14 protein-coding genes are annotated in these 17,052 nt (G+C 53.0%); 6 read left to right on the top strand and 8 right to left on the bottom strand.

All coding sequences use genetic code 11. The features are described 5' to 3' along the window. Nucleotides 1-36: 36 nt before the first annotated feature. The 4 genes from GN208_RS16240 to galE form a co-directional block, all read right to left on the bottom strand. Nucleotides 37-1,107: a galactose-1-epimerase gene (locus tag GN208_RS16240; RefSeq protein ID WP_243828479.1), complete on the bottom strand. Its 1,071-nt coding sequence runs from the start codon at nt 1,105-1,107 to the stop codon at nt 37-39. Nucleotides 1,108-1,118: 11 nt separating this feature from the next. Beyond that, entirely contained in the window at nt 1,119-2,273 is a 1,155-nt protein-coding gene (gene galK, locus GN208_RS16235; RefSeq protein ID WP_004904314.1) for a galactokinase, read from the bottom strand. A gap of 13 nt (nt 2,274-2,286) precedes the next feature. Then, the gene (locus GN208_RS16230) at nt 2,287-3,339 is read right to left on the bottom strand and encodes a UDP-glucose--hexose-1-phosphate uridylyltransferase (RefSeq protein WP_004904313.1); all 1,053 of its coding nucleotides are present in this window, start codon (nt 3,337-3,339) and stop codon (nt 2,287-2,289) included. 73 nt (nt 3,340-3,412) lie between these two features. Next, a complete protein-coding gene (gene galE / locus GN208_RS16225; protein ID WP_004242315.1) occupies nt 3,413-4,429 on the bottom strand; it encodes a UDP-glucose 4-epimerase GalE in 1,017 nt (338 codons plus the stop codon). Nucleotides 4,430-4,671: 242 nt separating this feature from the next. Here galE and ebgR point away from each other — a divergent pair, with 242 nt between their 5' ends. The 4 genes from ebgR to GN208_RS16205 all read left to right on the top strand — a co-directional run bounded on the left by ebgR (nt 4,672) and on the right by GN208_RS16205 (nt 10,915). Then, nucleotides 4,672-5,658 (top strand): transcriptional regulator EbgR, encoded by a 987-nt coding sequence (gene ebgR, locus GN208_RS16220; RefSeq protein WP_004904309.1) that lies wholly within the window; start codon nt 4,672-4,674, stop codon nt 5,656-5,658. A gap of 265 nt (nt 5,659-5,923) precedes the next feature. After that, a complete protein-coding gene (gene ebgA / locus GN208_RS16215; RefSeq protein WP_015422904.1) occupies nt 5,924-8,986 on the top strand; it encodes a beta-galactosidase subunit alpha in 3,063 nt (1,020 codons plus the stop codon). Next, entirely contained in the window at nt 8,983-9,432 is a 450-nt protein-coding gene (locus tag GN208_RS16210; protein ID WP_004904305.1) for a beta-galactosidase subunit beta, read from the top strand. The genes ebgA and GN208_RS16210 overlap by 4 nt, the downstream gene beginning before the upstream one ends. Nucleotides 9,433-9,448: 16 nt before the next feature. Further along, a complete protein-coding gene (locus GN208_RS16205; protein WP_004238594.1) occupies nt 9,449-10,915 on the top strand; it encodes an amino acid permease in 1,467 nt (488 codons plus the stop codon). Nucleotides 10,916-11,144: 229 nt separating this feature from the next. On the opposite strand, the gene GN208_RS16200 is transcribed toward GN208_RS16205, so the two are convergent. Further along, nucleotides 11,145-11,645 (bottom strand): hypothetical protein, encoded by a 501-nt coding sequence (locus GN208_RS16200; protein ID WP_004238593.1) that lies wholly within the window; start codon nt 11,643-11,645, stop codon nt 11,145-11,147. Between the two features lie 94 nt (nt 11,646-11,739). Continuing rightward, a complete protein-coding gene (locus GN208_RS16195) occupies nt 11,740-13,044 on the bottom strand; it encodes a uracil/xanthine transporter (RefSeq protein WP_004238591.1) in 1,305 nt (434 codons plus the stop codon). Between the two features lie 108 nt (nt 13,045-13,152). On the opposite strand from GN208_RS16195, the gene ghrB reads away from it, so the two are divergent. Both ghrB and GN208_RS16185 read left to right on the top strand, forming a co-directional pair. Further along, nucleotides 13,153-14,130, top strand: coding sequence for a glyoxylate/hydroxypyruvate reductase GhrB (gene ghrB / locus GN208_RS16190; RefSeq protein ID WP_015422905.1), 978 nt, complete (start codon nt 13,153-13,155; stop codon nt 14,128-14,130). Nucleotides 14,131-14,540: 410 nt separating this feature from the next. Beyond that, nucleotides 14,541-14,741 (top strand): hypothetical protein, encoded by a 201-nt coding sequence (locus tag GN208_RS16185; RefSeq protein ID WP_125460927.1) that lies wholly within the window; start codon nt 14,541-14,543, stop codon nt 14,739-14,741. 38 nt (nt 14,742-14,779) lie between these two features. Here GN208_RS16185 and GN208_RS16180 read toward each other — a convergent pair whose 3' ends face one another. Further along, nucleotides 14,780-15,652, bottom strand: a complete 873-nt coding sequence (locus GN208_RS16180; RefSeq protein WP_004238585.1) for a GNAT family N-acetyltransferase — start codon at nt 15,650-15,652, stop codon at nt 14,780-14,782. A gap of 130 nt (nt 15,653-15,782) precedes the next feature. Continuing rightward, a complete protein-coding gene (locus GN208_RS16175) occupies nt 15,783-16,730 on the bottom strand; it encodes a cation diffusion facilitator family transporter (protein ID WP_004238584.1) in 948 nt (315 codons plus the stop codon). Between the last annotated feature and the right edge of the window lie 322 nt (nt 16,731-17,052).

Genomic DNA, 17,052 nt, shown 5'->3' with positions numbered 1-17,052 from the left:
CAACGGCCTGAGTGGCTCACCGTTGTGAGCCACTGTCTAAAACACAAACCGGTATACTGTCACACTCTCCCGCTGTTCCCCCGCCGCTGAAATGCCCCTGACCGCATCCGGCCAGTGCGGGTAATTCGGCCCGTCCGGGAAATACTGGGTTTCCAGCGCCATCCCGGCATAATCCTGATAATCGCCGTGTTTTCCCGGCTGACCGCCGAGATAATTGCCGGTATAAAGCTGTATGCAGGGCATGGTGGTTGCCACTTCCAGACACACATCCCCCGCCGGTGACCAGTACGCCGCGACAGTCTGTTTACCGTCACACAATGCCGGGTCCGGCACAAAGGCGTGATCAAAGCCTTTTGCCTGCTGCTGTGCCGCCTCAGACATAAAACCCTGTGACAGCGGCCTGCGGGCGCGCAAATCAAACACAGTGCCGGCTACCGGGCAGAGCGTCCCGTCCGGCAAGTTATCTGCATTCAGCCCCAGCCGTTTGTCCGCCCGGATCTGCATTTCCCCTTCTGTCACCTTCACGCCGCTGTTTTCACCGGCAAGGTTAAAGTAAGCGTGATTGGTCAGGCTGACCGGACAGGCTTTGTCTGTTTGTGTCCGGTAAGTCAGGCGGACTTCGTTTTCCGGCGTCAGCTGATAAGTGACTTCTGCGCTGAGATTACCGGGAAAGCCCTGGTCGCCATCCGGGGATTGCAGGGAGAATGTCACGGAATCCGCTGAGCGGCGGCGGATCTGCCAGCGCCGGTGGCTGAAGTTATCCGTTCCGCCATGCAGACAGGTGGTGCCTTCATTGCAGGCGAGCGGATAAAACTGTCCGTTCAGGGTGAAACCTCCACCCGCAATCCGGTTGGCAAAGCGCCCGACCGTCGCGCCGAAATAGGCGGTCTGACGGGCAAATCCGGCGCTGTCCGCCACACCGCACACCACATCCCGCATACCATCTGCCAGCGGCAGCTCACAGCTGAGCCAGGTCGCGCCGGTATCGGCAATACTGATGCGCATGCCGTTGCGGTTGGTCAGAACCACTACCTCCGCCGGTCTGCCGTCTGCGGCAGGCTCTGTTGCCAGCGCCCGCTCATAGGGGCGCTGCTGCATATGTGTCATATTACCTCCGGTCAGCGGATCACACCGGCGCCCTCACTGGCGCGGCAGACATAAATATCCGCTGTCAGCCCGGAGATCGCCGTATAGTGTGCGTTAATCGCGTCTGTAACCGGCGCGACATGTTCCGGTTTCACCAGTGCGACCACACAACCGCCGAAGCCGCCGCCGGTCATGCGGACTCCGCCTTCCGCGCCGATAACATCACCGATAATCATAACCAGCGCATCAATTTCAGGGACCGTGATTTCAAAGTCATCACGCATGGAGTGATGGGATTCCGCCATCAGCTGACTGAGACGCGGTAAATCCCCGTCTTTCAGAGCTTCCGCCGCTGCCAGGGTGCGGATATTTTCGCTGATCACATGACGGGCCCGTTTCGCGGTCACCGCATCCAGCTCATGGGCACGGGCGGCGAACTGCTGCATAGTCACATCCCGCAGCGCCGGAACGCCGAAGAACTCCGCTGCCGCCTCACACTGACGCCGCCGGGTGTTGTATTCGCTGTCCACCAGGCCGCGTTTTTTGTTGGAGTTAATAATCATCACCACACTGTTTTCCGGCATGGCAACCGCGCGGGTTTCCAGGCTGCGGCAGTCGATCAGCAATGCGTGCCCGTCTTCACCACAGGCTGAAATCAGCTGATCCATAATGCCGCAGTTACAGCCGACAAACTGGTTCTCCGCCTGCTGCCCGTTCAGGGCAATGACTTCACGGCTGACGGGTAAATCATACAGGGCTTTGACAGTCTGGCCGATCACCACCTCCAGCGAGGCGGAACTGCTCAGACCCGCGCCCTGCGGCACATTGCCGCTGACAGCAATATTCATCCCGCCGAACACAAAACCGCGCTCCGCCAGGTATTTGATCACGCCGCGGATATAATTTGCCCACAATTTATTATCGCGGTATTCGATCGGCTGTGAGAGATCAAACTCATCGCGATCATTATCATAATCCGCAGCCACCACGCAGACCTTCTGATCATCACGCCGCGAGGCGGCTGCCACGGTGCCGAAATCAATGGCACACGGCAGAACAAAACCGTCGTTATAATCTGTGTGTTCGCCAATCAGATTAACGCGGCCCGGTGCCCGGATCAGCATGTCAGGGGATGCGCCGAAGCACTGTTCAAAGGCATGTAGTGCCTTGCTGATAACTGTTTTCATCGGAAACCTCAGATTATAAAGGGGTTTTAAAATGGTGGTCGCTGACTACACGCAGCCGCTCTGCAGCCTGCTCCGGTGTCAGGTCACGCTGGCTTTCCGCCAGCATTTCATAGCCGACCATAAATTTGCGCACTGTCGCGGAACGCAGCAGCGGCGGATAATAGAGTGCATGTAACTGCCAGTGATCCAGCGGTTCGCCCTGCTGAAAATACGGCGCAAAATGCCAGCCCATCGAGTACGGGAAGGCACAGCGGAACAGGTTATCGTAGCGGCTGGTGAGTTTTTTCAGTGCCAGTGCGAGGTCATCCCGCTCCGCATCTGTCATGGCTTCCATCCGGGTGATCACGCGGTGTTTCGGCAGCAGCATGGTTTCAAACGGCCACGCCGCCCAGTACGGCACCACTGCCAGCCAGTGCTCCGTTTCCGTCACAATACGGCTGCCGTCTTTCAGCTCCGCCTGCGCGTAATCCAGCAGCAGGTTACTGCCGTGCTGCCGGGAATAGTCGCGCAGCAGTCCGTCTTTGCGGCTCAGGGCATCAGGCAGAAAATCACTGGCCCAGATCTGACCGTGCGGATGCGGCTGTGAGCAGCCCATCAGTTCCCCTTTATTCTCAAACAGCTGCACCCAGAGGTATTTTCCCCCGAGTTCCTGTGCCTGCGCCTGCCAGGTATCAATGACGGCACGGATTTGTGCCACCGGCAGTTCCGGCAGAGTTTTGCTGTGGTCGGGAGAAAAACAGAGCACGCGGCTCAGCCCGCTGACGGCCTGAGTCTGAAATAACGGACTGGTGTTTTCCGGCTGTGTGCAGGGCTGCGGTCTCAGCGCGGAGAAATCATTCTGAAAAACATAAGTGCCGGTGTAAGCAGGATTAATATCGCCGCTTACCCGGGTATTTCCCGGACACAAAAAACAGTCAGGGTCATAAGCCGGTAAATCCGCCACATCAGCGACTTCATCTCTCCCCTGCCACGGGCGTTTTGCCCGGTGAGGAGAGACTAAAATCCACTGTCCCGTTAACGGGTTATAGCGGCGGTGAGGGCAATCAGACGGATCAAAAGTCATCATAGACACAATTCTCTCTGACGATGAAACGGGTTAGCGATGATTGTCCTCAGGCGTTACCGGTTTTCGTCTTTCGTCAGTCTGCGTAACCTTCCGGGTTCTGCTGCTGCCAGCGCCAGGCATCCTGCGCCATATCATCAACAGTGCGGACGGCACGCCACTGCATATCACGGGCCGCTTTATCCGGGCTGGACCAGCACTCAGCGATATCCCCCGGACGGCGGTCACAGACAGCATACGGGATCGGTTTACCGGCCGCTTTACTGAACGCCGCAATCATTTCCAGCACACTGGTGCCTTTGCCGGTGCCCAGGTTATAGATATGCAGCCCGGAGGACTGTGCCACGGTTTTCAGTGCCGCAACATGGCCGTCCGCCAGATCCATCACATGGATGTAATCACGCACCCCGGTACCGTCAGGTGTAGGGTAATCGTTTCCATAGATACTGACTTTTTCACGGCGGCCGATAGCAACCTGAGTGATATATGGCGTCAGGTTATTCGGGATACCTTTAGGATCCTCACCCATCGTGCCTGTCGGATGCGCCCCGACCGGGTTGAAATAACGCAGCAGTGATACAGACCAGTCATTATCTGCGATCAGCACATCATTCAGAATGCGCTCAACCATGTATTTACTGGTGCCGTAAGGGTTTGTGGTGTTACCGATAGCGGATTCTTCGGTGATCGGCACACTGGCCGGATCGCCGTAAACAGTGGCGGAAGAGCTGAAAATAATCCGTTTCACCTGCGCCCGCTTCATGCTGCGCAGCAGAACCAGCGTGCCGTTGATATTGTTATCATAATATTCAACCGGTTTTTCCACGGATTCACCCACGGCTTTCAGGCCCGCAAAGTGAATCACCGCATCAATACGGTGTTTGGCAAATACGCTGTCAAGAAAGGCTTCATCACGGATATCCCCCTGATAAAAAACAGGTTCTTTTCCGGTAATTGCAGTGATCCGCGCCAGAACTTTGGCATTGGCATTACACAGATTATCCACAATAACCGGTGTCATGCCTGCATTCATCAGCTGTACGCAGGTATGGCTGCCGATATAGCCCATACCGCCGGTGACAAGAATTTCCACATATACCTCTCAGGCTTTGTAATGTATTCAGAGAAAACCAAAGTATAACGTGAGGACGGGGAAGATTCTAACCATGAATAGTTTTTGAGTCTGTGATACTGATCTGATTTGTGTAAACGTTTACACTGATGCACTGAATGGTTTTTACTAAAAGTTTCTGTGTTACTATAAGTAGCTGTCACTGCCTGAATTACGCCTGTTGCCCTGCCGCAGTTCCCGGCCGGAGGAGAAAGAACAAAAAAATGGCCACGCTAAAAGATATCGCCCGGCAAGCCGGTGTCTCACTCGCGACCGTGTCGCGGGTGCTGAATGACGACCCGACACTCAGTGTGAAAGAAGAAACCAAGCTGCGTATCCTGGAAATCGCCGAGAAACTGGAATACACCGTTTCCGCGCAGCGCCGTCACACCACGGGCAAACGTCAGGCACAGCGGCTGCATTTCCTGGCGGTTTACAGCTATCCGAAAACAGCGGAAATTAATGATCCTTATTATCTCTCCATCCGCCACGGCATTGAGTTACAGAGCGAACGGCTGGGTATTGAGCTGACGCACGCTTATGAAAACAATCTGCCGGAGACGGTCTCCCGCCCGGACGGCGTGCTGCTGATCGGACACGGTGCCCGCGCGGTACTGACAGAAGTACAGGCACTCTGCTCTGCCGTCTGCTTTGTCGATTTCAGCGATCGCCAGAGTGATTATGACGCGGTGGATATTGACCTCGCGTACATTGCGCAATCCGTAACTGATTTCTTTATTGCACAAGGTTATGACCGGATAGGTTTTATCGGCGGGCAGGATTCCCCGGCGGCGGATATCCGCGAAGTCGCGTTTACTGAATACGGCTCACTGCGCGGTGTGGTGCGCGGGGAAGATATCTATCGCGGGGATTTCTCCAGCGCGTCCGGTTATGCTCTGGCAAAACAGATGCTGGCCGGAGAGAGCTACCCGAAGGCCCTGTTTGTCGCTTCTGACTCCATTGCTATCGGCGTGCTGCGCGCCCTGCATGAACAGCATATCGCTATCCCGGAGGATATCGCTCTTATCAGTGTCAATGATATCCCGACCGCCAAGTTTACCATTCCGTCACTGTCGACCGTCCGCATCCACTCTGAGGTGATGGGCAGCCAGGGCGTGAATCTGCTGTTTGAACGTCTGCGTGATGAGCGGCAGGAGCCGCTTCAGGTCTTTGCCGCCTCCCGCCTTATTCTGCGCGGCACCACGAAGTAATACCCCCTCCGTAAGATTCTGACGGCTGCCGGAAAGGCAGCCGTTTTTCTTTCAGTAAAATTTACCTTCTGCAAAGATGACTGCCTTTTACACAATTTAGCGTTTCAGCTCACAAGATTGTGCCGCTGTTGTACGGATTATGTGATCAAGTTAAACATCTTAGTTTTACTCTATAGTTTTTAGTAAAACTTTTACTAATATCCCGTTAATGATTGATCTCATCCGATAGCCCGCAGTGATTGCTGACTATAAAGAAGGAGCTTCTGTGAATAACTGGGAAAACTACACCCTGCTGCATGAAAACCGCCTGCCGCCGCGTGCCCATTTCTTTGCCTATGATAACGACACCGCCGCACGCACTTATCAGCGTGAGCTGAGTCAGGGCTTTAAACTGCTCAGCGGGCAATGGCAGTTCCGCTATTTTGATCATCCGCTGCGTGTGCCGGAGGCGTTTTATCACACGCCAATGACAGAATGGTCATCCATCACTGTCCCGAATATGTGGCAGATGGAAGGCCACGGACAGCTCCAGTATACCGATGAGGGCTGGCCGTTCCCGATTGATGTGCCGTTTGTTCCGTCAGATAACCCGACCGGTGCCTATCAGCGCACGTTTACGCTGGATGAAAACTGGTCACAACAACAGGTCATTATTAAATTTGACGGCGTTGAAACCTATTTTGAAGTCTATGTGAACGGCCACTATGCCGGGTTCAGCAAAGGCAGCCGCCTGACCGCTGAATTTGATATCACCGAATTTGTCAGCGCCGGGGAAAACCTGTTATCTGTCCGCGTCATGCAGTGGGCGGACAGTACCTATATTGAAGACCAGGATATGTGGTGGATGGCGGGGATTTTCCGCGATGTGTATCTGATTGCACAGCCGCCGGTACATGTCCGTGATCTGACTGTCCGCACCGATTTTACGCCGGATTACCGCAGCGCCCTGCTGACCGCCTCTGCGGAAATTGCCGGTTCTGCAGAAGGGATGCAGATTGAGGCCGTTTTATATGATGGCAGCACCGTCTGTTTTTCACAGAAAAAAGCGCTGACTGCTGACGATCATACCATTACATTCACCGCAGATGTCGCTTCCCCGCGCTGCTGGAGTGCGGAAGATCCGTATCTGTATCACCTGCTGATCCGCCTGTCGGACAGCAACGGTAATCTGCTCAGTGTGATCCCGCAGCGGGTGGGATTCCGCGATATAAAAGTCCGCAACGGCCTGTTTTATATCAATAATCATTATGTGAAATTACACGGCGTCAACCGCCACGATAATGATGAACACAAAGGCCGTGCTGTCGGCATCCGCCGGATGGAGCAGGATCTGCGGCTGATGAAACAGCACAATATCAATGCTGTCCGTACCGCGCACTACCCGAACGATCCGCGCTTTTATGAGCTGTGCGATATTTACGGCCTGTTTGTGATGGCGGAAACCGATGTGGAAACCCACGGTTTTGCCAACGTCGGTAATCTCAGTCAGATCACCGATGATCCGTCCTGGGAGCCGGTGTATGTCGACCGCATCCGCCGCCAGGTGCATGCACAGAAAAACCATCCGTCCGTGATTATGTGGTCGCTCGGTAATGAATCCGGTTACGGCTGTAATATCCGTGCCATGTATGATGCCGCAAAAGCCATTGATGACACCCGTCTGATCCACTATGAAGAAGATCGTGATGCGGATGTGGTGGATATCATCAGCACCATGTATTCCCGCGTGCAGATGATGAATGAATTCGGTGAATATCCGCACCCGAAACCGCGCATTATCTGTGAATATGCCCACGCCATGGGCAACGGGCCGGGCGGACTGAGTGAATATCAGGCAGTGTTTGACCGTCATGACGCCATTCAGGGACATTTTGTCTGGGAATGGTGTGACCACGGCATTCTGGCACAGGATGAACAGGGTCGTCCGTTCTATAAATACGGCGGTGACTACGGCGATTACCCGAACAACTATAACTTCTGCATGGATGGCCTGATTTTCCCGGATCAAACCCCGTCCGCCGGACTGAAAGAGTACAAGCAAGTTATCGCACCGGTGAAAGTACGTGATTTTGATGCGAACAACGGCGAAATCACCATTGAAAACCGCTTCTGGTTCAGTACGCTGGCAGAGTGTCAGATCCGTGCGGAATATAGCGCTGACGGCGATATTATTCACAGTGAAATTTTATCACTGCCTGAACTCGCCCCCCGTGAAAGCGCCCGTGTTGCCCTGAACTTACCGGCTGCCGATGGCCGCGAAATGTTTGTCAATATCATCGTTACCCGTCTGAATGCCACCCGCTACAGTGCTGCCGGACATGAAATCGCGGTTTATCAGTTCCCGCTGGCGGCGGCATCCGCGCCGGTACTGCCGTTTATCCGCCATGATGCCACGCCGCTGACGGTCTGTGACGAGCGCCTGGAAATGCATATTCGCGGTTGTGATTTCACCCTCACCTTCTCAAACACTGACGGTAAATTAATCCGCTGGGAAAACAGAGGGCAATCCCTGCTTGCTGCCGCACCACGGATGCGTTTCTTTAAACCGATGATTGATAACCATAAACAGGAATATGAAGGTTTATGGCATCCGGCACACCTGCAAATCATGCAGGAACATTTCCGTGGCATGGAAACGGCACAGGAAAACGGCCATGTGATTGTCACCGTGAACTCTGTGGTTGCACCGCCGGTGTTTGATTTCGGCATGCGCTGTACTTACCGCTACACCATTGCGCCGGACGGCCATGTTGCGGTGACCCTCAGTGGTGAGCCGTACGGCGATTATCCGCATGTGATCCCGTGCATCGGCATGGATATGGGGATCGATGCCCGTTTTGACCACGCGGAGTACTACGGACGCGGGCCGGGCGAGAACTACGCGGACAGCTGCAAAGCCAATCTTATCGGCCGTTATCAGTCACCGGTCAGTGACCTGTTCGTTAATTACCCGTTCCCGCAGAACAACGGCAACCATCAGGACACCCGCTGGCTGGCACTGACAGACAATCACGGCAGCGGCCTGTTTGTGCGTCCTGATCAGCCAATCAATTTCAGCTGCTGGCCATGCCGCGGGGAAGAACTCCACCGTGCCCAACATCAGCATGAATGGCAGCCGGACGGCCATATCACTCTGAACCTTGATCACGCCCTGACCGGGCTGGGCTCTAACTCCTGGGGCAGTGAAGTCCTCGACAGTTACCGTGTCTATTTCCGGCCGTTCCGTTTTGGATTCACACTGCTGCCGTTTACCGAAGGCGACTGCCGTGCGGAAACACTGGCAACACTCCATTTTTCAGGCGAAACACACTCAGGAGGCCGGGCATGATCCTGTTTACTGATTTAACGGATTTTCAGCGTTTTTTCCGTCAGGGCAAAAAATGGCAGCGTTGTATTGAGGCCATCAATAACCTCCCGTCTATTCATCCTGATGTGACCTATTCTGTCGGTGATTCACTGATATACCGCCTTCAGACTAAAGCAGAGCCACAGCCGGATTTCCTCGGTAAACGCCGCTATTTTCAGGTGCATTACTGGCTGGAGGGGGAGGAAAACGTGGAGTATGCCGACAAATCCGCCCTGACCCCGGTGAATGCTTACAGTGATGAAACTGACCGCGAAAACCTGCGCGGCAAAGGGGAAACCCTGCTCTGTAAAGCCGGCAATGTGCTGGTGTGTGAAAATCACGAGGCATACCGGTTCACCTGCTCAGGCGATGTCCGCAAAGTGGTGCTTACCGTGACCATTGAAGACGGTTATTTCCTGAATAAATAGACCCACGGAGAACGCTATGTCCACATCCGCGCGTAATACCATCGGCAAGTTCGGACTGCTGTCCATGACCTTTGCCGCTGTATACAGTTTTAACAACGTCATTAATAATAATATCGAGCTCGGACTGGCTTCCGCACCGATGTTCTTTATCGCCACGATTTTCTATTTTATTCCGTTCTGTCTGATTATCGCGGAGTTCGTCTCCCTGAATAAAAACTCCGAAGCCGGTGTTTACGCCTGGGTGCGCAGTGCCCTCGGCGGCCGCTGGGCTTTCCTCGCTGCTTATACCTACTGGTTTGTGAACCTGTTTTTCTTCACCTCGCTGCTGCCGCGTGTTATCGCCTATGCCTCTTACGCCTTCCTCGGCTATGAGTATATCTTCACGCCGGTCACCACCGCACTGCTCAGTACCGTGCTGTTTGCCTTCTCCACCTATGTGTCCACCAACGGGGCAAAACTGCTGGGGCCGATGACCTCTGTTACTTCCTCGATGATGCTGCTGCTGACCTTCTCGTATATCGCGCTGGCCGGTGTTGCGCTGGTGGGGGGAATTCAGCCTGCGGATCCGATTACCGTGGAAGCCATGACGCCGAACTTTAACTGGGCATTCCTCGGGATCACCGCGTGGATCTTTATGGCGGCCGGAGGTGCGGAATCTGTTGCCGTGTATGTCAATGACGTCAAAGGCGGCAGTAAAGCATTCGTGAAGGTGATTATTATTGCCGGATTATTCATCGGTCTGCTCTATTCCGTCTCCTCCGTGGTGATCAACGTGTTTGTACCGCGTGAAGCACTGAAGTTTACCGGCGGCTCGGTACAGGTCTTTGAAGGGTTATCCACCTATTTCGGTCTGCCGGAGATCCTGATGAACCGCTTTGTCGGCGTGGTCTCTTTCACCGCCATGTTCGGCTCCCTGCTGATGTGGACCGCGGCACCGGTTAAAATCTTCTTCGCGGAGATCCCGAAAGGTGTCTTTGGTGCCAAAACAGTCGAGCTGAACAAACACGGCGTTCCGGCACGTGCCGCCTGGATCCAGTTCCTGATTGTGATCCCGCTGATGTTTATCCCGACCCTCGGTTCCGATACCGTTCAGGATCTGATGAACACCGTCATCAACATGACTGCCGCTGCATCAATGCTGCCGCCGCTGTTTATCATGCTGGCGTACCTGAATCTGCGCCGCAAACTGGATCATATCCCGCGTGACTTCCGCATGGGTTCACGCACCACGGGGATTGCGGTGGTCTCCCTGCTGATTGTAATTTTCACTATCGGCTTCCTGGCCTCCACCTTCCCGACCGGTGCCAACATTGCGACCATTCTGTTCTATAACGTCAGCGGGATCCTGATTTTCCTGGGCTACGCCTGGTGGAAATACAGCCGTTATGAGAAAACCCTGACCGCAGAAGAGCGGAAAATCGCCGATGCCCCGACCGCGCAAACCGCACTGGCACGCGGCGAAGAATCCGTCGATAATATCTGATTATCCTGCAGATACTGAAAAGCCACCGGACGGTGGCTTTTTTATTGTGCTCAGAGAATCCCCTGACAGACCGGGGTATATTATTTCTGATAGTCCGGTGACTCCGGTGGTAACCGGCAAAAATGAAAAGTCGCTGTAAATACGGTCCCTGTACGCTCAGGCTCGCCATCCATGGCTCGCATGCTTTTCATTTCTCTGCCGGTTACCCCCCTTTTACATTAAAACCAGCTCAGTAACGCGGCGGCTGCAACTCCATCGGTACTGTGTCGGAAGTTTTGATCAGATTAATAAAATCGATTCCCTGCGGGCTGAAAATAAACAACGCATAGCCGGTGGCCATTTTAATATCATCGTTGCGGGCAATCCCCGGGAAGCCCGGCATCGGGCCACCTTTTTCAACCTGCTTAATCAGCCCCACCTGGTCAATCATCACACTGCATGCCAGTTGGCCGTTCATCTCTTTTTTATCCATCCGCACCATATCGCCCTGATACGGACGTGAGGTGAAATGATCAACGCCGTTTTTGTCCTTCACGCCCACACCATACTGATTAGTGGATTTATCCAGCAATGTCAGGGCAATACTCTGTGATTCCCCCTGCAGCGGCAGCTGATAAACACCGGTGAAATCCGGGCAGTTTTCCTGCGTCTGCGCCGGTGGCAGAGGCGCGGCACAACCGCTGAGCAAAATCGGGAGCAGTGCGGTTGCCAGCCAGAGTTTGTGCGTCATAAATATCCTTTTGTCAGTGCATTTTCCGGAGCCGGAACAGACACAAAGTCTATCACAGTTTCCCGCGCATCCGGAAAAATGCCGCAGTATTGCCCTACTTTACCTTATCCCAGCGCACCAGGCTTTCTGACAACACCGCCAGCAAAATTGCCACCAGCATGCCGTTCCCCAGCATCGGGCGCAGCAGCACCGGCAGGTCGCTGATAAAAACGGCAGGCGGATTGATCAGGAAAATACCGACAAACAGCGGGATCGCCAGCCGGTAAATATTACGGGCATTCAGGGAAATTTTATCCACGAAAGCCAGCGAGGAAAACATCAACGGCAGGTAAGTTGCCAGCATCACGGCACTGCCGATGGCGAGCGGCAATCCGCTGAAGAAAAGTGTCACCGGCGGGATCAGCCCCATCAGCAGAAACAGCACACTGCCGACCACCAGGGATGTCCGGCTGCTGTCATTGGTCTGGGTGATTAATCCCACCGAGGAGACAAACGGTGCAAACGGCACCACCGCCAGCGGCGCGGTCAGCAGCGTTACCGAGCCGGTGACAATAAAACTGCGCCGGAACAGGACGTTATTTTCCTGTAATTTATCCATGTAAAACACATCCGTCGAACGGATGGCACCGAAGGTATTACTGATATTCAGAAGCCCGGTCAGGATACAGGTAATAATCACGCCCCAGCGGAATTCAAACCCGTCAGTGCTGCCGAGCGGCAGAAATTCCCATGATGCGGATGCCACATCCCGTCCCGGCGGGGAAAACAGCAGCACGTAAGCTCCCCAGCCCAGCAACACGCCAATCAGCAGCGCATATTTGGCCACGGACACCGGGGCATACACAATCACGCCCAGCACCAGGATCAGCGTTACCAGCGCCAGGAAAAAAACCGGGTAATTCACGGTGGCATCCGGCGGCATGATACCGAACGGCAGTCCCAGCATCCCTTTCAGGAAAATGGAGACCAGCTGCGCGCCTATCATAAACATAAACACTGCCATCACCGCCGGGTTAAAAATCCGGGCGATACGGGCTCCTGCGCCGGTAAAGCCAATCACCAGCGTGATAAGTCCCGCACAGGCAATCCCGATAGCAAGGTTTGCGCCGGTCACACCCGCAGAAGTCCCGAAAGAGGCTTCCGCCACAGCGATCCCCAGAATGGTAGCCCACCACAGGCCGGTCGGCCCTTCCATAATCGCACGCTGGTGGCCGGTAAACACCTGCACCAGGCTGCCGAGCGCGGTGGCGATAAAACTGTATTGTGTGATAGTCAGTGTGGCGGCGTCAGAAAGATGAAACGCAGATTGCAGTGTCGGCGGGATCAGTACCGTATTGCAGAAAATAAAGAAATACCACTGAAAGCCGGACAGCCAGTGGCTTTTTTGCATTTTTATCATGGGGTAACGCCTTTTGGATGCAGTGTCAGATTTATTTTTAATATAGTGATAATGATCATACTATCAAAGAGAGATTATTTTGTGAGTTTTTCACTCAGAGAGGTCATGATGAAACCATCCGTTCTTGTTTACCGCGATATTCCTGACGATATCCTCACCCGTTTGTCCGCTGAGTGCGATGTTCACCGCGTGGCGGAAATTGATCCGGACATTGACCCGTCAGTAAAACCGCTGCTGGCCGGAGCGGATGCTATCCTCGGCTCCGGCGGGAAAATTGATGCCCGTTTCCTGGCGATGGCCCCGAAACTGCGGGTGGCTTCCACCATCACCGTCGGTTATGACAATTTTGATGTCTCTGCCCTCAGTGCACGGAATGTGGTGCTGATGCATACCCCGGATGTCCTGACCGAAACCGTTGCCGATGCCACGATGGCACTGGTGCTGGCGACTGCACGGAAAATGATCATCAGCTCAGAGCGGGTGAAACGCGGCGAGTGGACAGAAAGTATCACGCCGGACTGGTACGGCTGTGACGTCCACCATAAAACGATGGGAATTGCCGGCATGGGCCGCATCGGTGATGCACTGGCGCGCCGGGCGCACTGCGGATTCGGCATGAAAGTGCTCTACAATGCCCGCTCCCGCCATGAAAAAACCGAAAAAGCGTATCAGGCGGAATACCGTTCACTGAATGCCCTGTTGGCAGAGTCAGATTTTGTCTGTATCACCCTGCCGCTGACGGCGGAAACCCGCCATTTATTCGGCCGCGAACAGTTTGAAAAAATGAAACGCAGTGCCATTCTGGTCAATATCGGGCGCGGTGCCGTGATCGACGAAGCCGCACTGGCACAGGCGCTGAAAGATAAAACGATCCTCGCCGCCGGGCTGGATGTTTTTGAACAGGAGCCGCTGCCGCCGGATTCACCGCTGCTGTCACTGGATAATGTAGTACTGATGCCGCATATCGGCTCCGCCACCCATGAAACCCGCTATGCGATGGCTGCCTGTGCTGCGGATAATGTACTGCGTGCCCTGAAAGGGGATGTCAGTCAGAATTGCGTCAATCCGCAGGCTCAGCAACAGTAATTATCCCGTCTGTACACAGCAGGTTATCTCTGACGGATAATCTGCTGTCTCTGCTATTTCCGCCCTTCCCGGATAAATGTTAATTTCCATAATTATCAGATAAATACGATAGTATTCATCGCTGATATAGTTTGATCTGTAGCACACTATTCCGGAATACGGATATTCAGGGAAAATACCGCCAGTGTATTAAAGGTCAGCACATGAAAAAAATCAGACTATCGCTTCTTTGTATTCCTGTTTTGCTTTTTGGCTTTTTTCTGTTTTTTCATGAAACAGGACGCATTATTTATCATGAATCCGACACTTACCGCTATTATATGTACACAGACAGCGGAATACGGAATGCGCCGCGGATCTCAGAGAATTATCAGTTTGAATATATCCCGGCAGAAGGGTCGGTTTCTGAAATGAGCAGCGTTGTTTTTCATGATGTACGGGATTGTGCACCACTGAAAAATTACCTGAATAATGCCGGTTATTATCTTTACCGGACGCAGGATCAGGGACAGGATGAAATCTGGTTATCCGTGCGGGATAAAAAAGCGCTCTATTCTCTGCACCGGGATAAACAGGGCCGGTTTGTCCGCCTTTCCCGCAGTTCTTTATAAAAACACAGACGGGTATGTAAAGCCGTCTGTATTTTCCGTCAGAAGGTAATGGAACGACCAATACTGACCGGGTCACACCAGCGGGCTTTATACTCCCCGGACATCATGCCGTAAGAATAGGTCACCGGTGCGGGCAATTCTGCTGTCAGGCAGAGATTGCGCCACATCAGCATCGTGCCGATAGAATATTTGCGTAAATTCATATCGTAGCCGATGTTCAGAAAATCAATAAATGTTCCCCGCTTTGACGGTGTGGAAAGCAATAACTGAATACCCACTGCTTTACCGTCCAAAAACGCAATTTCCCCGAAAAAGTTATTATAGCAATGATGAAAAAGTGCGCGGATAACCGGATCGTTCTCCACCTCATGCCCCCGCCGGCCGGCATATAACCTGAAGTAGGTTTCAAATAAAAAATCCGGCCCGGCAGTGCTGACATTTTCAAATGTCCCGCCATCGGCTATAAATTTACGGATCTCTTTTTTCCGGGTAGCTCTGGTTTTGGAAGAAAAAGCGGAAAGATCTTTTGAAACGGCCACATGACGCCGGGAAAACAGCGAAAATGAGCTGTTATAAAACTGACGGCATTCTGTACTCAGGGATTTGGTTTTAAACGGCAGAAAACATTTAATATTTTTATTAAAAGGCAGCAGGATGGAGTAGCGGGGGAAATACATCCACTTCAGGCGGTTTGCGGGGTTATTATTGTCGTTTGCCAGCCAGCCGTTATCTGTGCAGACAGCACCTTCAATAACGCCTTTTTTTGTGTAAGCGTAGAAATCCGGTTCAACGCCCTGCTCCATGGCGAACTTAATATAGTGCGGTGAGGTTTCCGCATTATAACCAAACTTTTCACAGCAGGCTTCATAGTCACTGAAGCTGCATTTTTCCCATCCCCGGAATTTCATCATACCTGCAGTGTTCTGCCCATTAATGTAATTATGTACGCTATTCTAATTAAACCGGCTACAGGTGCAACTAATAACAGAATCACCGTGGCAGGTTCATCCCCGCCACGGTAATTCTGTCAGAAGATAATAATCAGGTTGTCAGCCCGGCCCGGACGGACTGGGCGGGATCAATATGCGTCATCACACTCAGCACCTGCGGGTCACGGCGGATATTCATTTCCGCTGCAATAGCGATATCATGCCCTTCTTTAACCGTCAGGTTTTCATCAATTTCAATATGGACATCCACCAGCAGATAATCGCCGGACTTACGGGTTTTCAGATCATGAACCCCTTCCACCCCCGGGGTATCCATCACAGACTGCGTGATTTTGGCGATGGTTTCTTCATCCGCACCGCGATCCATTAAATCCTGGAGAGACTGCAGGGTAAATTTCACCCCCATGCGCAGAATAAACAGCCCGACCACCAGCGCTGCGATCGGGTCCAGAATTTTATACCCCATCAGACTGCCGGTAATACCGATGGCCACCACCAGCGATGATGCCGCATCCGAACGGGCATGCCAGGCATTGGCTTCCAGCATATTGGATTTCACTTTACGCGCCACATGCAGCATATAGCGGAACAGGCCCTCTTTCGCCAGCAGTGCCAGCAGCGCGACATACAGCGCCAGCGAGTGCACTTCGGGAATGGTTTCCGGTGACATAATCCGTGAACCGGCGGTCCACAGCATCCCGCCGCTGACAACCAGCAGCAGCACGCCCAGAACCAGCGACGCCACGTTCTCATAGCGGAAATGGCCGTAAGGGTGTTCCTCATCCGGCGCTTTACGGCTGCCGCGGTTGGCAATCAGCACCACAAAATCAGCGATAAGGTCAGACAGAGTATGAACCCCGTCAGCAATCAGCCCCTGTGAGTGCGAGAAAATACCCGCCACTATCTGCCATGCAGACAACAGGGTATTCACCCAGACGCTGACCCAGGTACTTTTTTTCGCGGCCGCGAATTTTATCTCACGGCTGATATTCGCGCTGTTTTCTGCGGTTTCATCCGCCTGTGCAGGTATATTGGACATAATTTAATTCCACATTATTTTTGTGGTTAATACAAAGCAAATACATGCTGTGGATCGTGATCATTATAGTTCAGCAAACGGATTAATGCCGTTCTTTCTGAACAGGAAATAAAGAATTACAATTAATAAGGTTAAATCAGAATATTAATTCAGCGCCCACAGTATGCCACAATATTTTTTTCACGTCTCCAATTTTATGATTTTATTTGATTTTTATAACTGAGAATCATTATTCTTATCGCTTTTAAAACGGCTTCTTTCATTCCCCGTCACTGATGACGTTATCATTATTCTCTTTAATTCATTCCCTCCTTTTTATTAT

It is taken from the genome of Morganella sp. HSTU-ASny43 (genome assembly GCF_022819185.1).
Classification (GTDB): domain Bacteria; phylum Pseudomonadota; class Gammaproteobacteria; order Enterobacterales; family Enterobacteriaceae; genus Morganella; species Morganella morganii.
Note: the sequence above shows the minus strand (reverse complement) of the source record. Positions and strands in the feature narration are given on the sequence as shown.